Origin of the sequence: Ruoffia tabacinasalis (assembly GCF_005864045.1) — a bacterium.
Classification (GTDB): Bacteria; Bacillota; Bacilli; order Lactobacillales; family Aerococcaceae; genus Ruoffia; species Ruoffia tabacinasalis.
In genome coordinates, this window is record NZ_VBSP01000094.1 from 1 (window position 1) to 1,673 (window position 1,673).

Annotated in this window: 1 protein-coding gene; it reads right to left on the minus strand. The window is 35.5% G+C overall.

Translation table 11 applies throughout. The features are described from left to right. Positions 1 to 198: 198 nt before the first annotated feature. Positions 199 to 1,518 carry an IS1380 family transposase gene (locus FEZ33_RS12160; RefSeq protein ID WP_138405604.1) on the minus strand — a complete coding sequence of 440 codons (1,320 nt, stop codon included), beginning with the start codon at positions 1,516 to 1,518 and terminating at the stop codon, positions 199 to 201. Positions 1,519 to 1,673: the final 155 nt, after the last annotated feature.

The following is a 1,673-nucleotide window of genomic DNA, read 5'->3' on the forward strand; positions in this document are numbered from 1 at the left end:
CCTGAATAATTCATACTTCTAAATTTTTCGATTAAAAATACATTTTTTGTCGTAATTTTGCTTTGGTTCTAAAATTTATATGTTTTTTGAGATTTTACAGAACATTTTTATCGAGATTCGATTTTTAAAGGCTAACCACTTATTTTTGGGCGCACGAATCCCTAGGCACTGGATAATTTTTTCAAAAAATGAAATCTATTAAATATAACATCGAATCCGTTGGATTCGCCTAAAGACGGCGTAAAATTCTGCTTGATAGACATGCGAACTAGAAAGTTTTAAATAGATCCGTCTCGCAGTGCTGACCAACTTTCCGGCTACTTTGAATAAACGAAGACGAATGGTATTTACTTGAAGATTTTTCCAATTCTTTTCAAAACAGATTGTACGCATAAAGTTGATAATATTATAAGCTATTACACTGATCATCATACGCGCGTGATTTTCGATGAACCGTGGACTATCTGTCTTGTCAAAATAGAAGCTGTTTTTGGCTTCTTTGATGTAATTTTCCATAGTGCCTCGTTTATTATATGTTTCAAAAACTCTTTTTGGTACGATATTTTCTGAGAAACTTGTAATAATAAACGCATGACTAAAGAGTAACTCTCCAGCTTCTCGAGTTGAACGAATACATACTCGACGAGATTTAGGCCAAGAGCCGGCTTGGTATGAAACAGAATGATAGTAAGTTTCTTTCTCATCCCAAGGATGATTATCATCATAGTAGACAAGTTCTTCAGCTAAATGAGTTAATTTTCGATTACTCTTTAAACGAATCACATAGTCACTACCGAAAGCCTCACATAACTCATATATTTCAGGTGTTGCGAAACCACTATCTCCACGGACTAAGATATCTGTCGTAGGAATTGCTTGGTGATAGTGATCTAAGAGTGGTTCAAGAAATGCCTTTACGCCATTAGAAGTATATTGATTTCCTGAACGAAGTTTAGCTTTTAAAAAATCACCAGTTAATCCATCAAAAGCGACTAATGGATGATAACCGTTCGTTCCATAATGAGCATTATAATCTGTCTGTTCTTGGCTACCGAAGGTATCCGAATGGGTAGAATCTAAATCAACAATCATATTCGTATCATTACGAATAAGTCGTGCTTGATCAATCACTGTTTGATTGAGTGTCTGGAAATCTTCGATCGTTTGTTCCGTAATTCGATCGAAAAATCGAGAGATAGAGGGTTGCGAAGCCCATACTTCATCAGTTGAAAGAGCTTGTAATAACGGATCGTGTTGTAAGATATCCGCTGATAAATCGGCTTTATAGCCAGCGATAATCTGAAAAAGTAATTGTTTTAAAATCTTATGGTTATCGTGTAGCCAGTAGCGACGGTCTTCATTAAACGAAACGACGTCTTTAGAATGCTCTGTAAAATGAAAAGCGTCCATGAATTCGTCGACCAGTGCCAACCCAGAATCACTCGATAAACGACCACCTGTATGAGAGACATGTAAATTATTATTGAATTTTGCTGTAGTTTCTTGTAAAGTAACCATTGAGAGGACCCCTTTCTATTGGTTGTTTGTTGTGAATTAACCATATCAGAAAGGGGTTCTTTTTGCATCACCTAACGGGTGATGAAGCAATTTACTACAAGTACTATAATCACAACATTAATTGACATTTTTAGAAAAACTATGAATTATTCAGG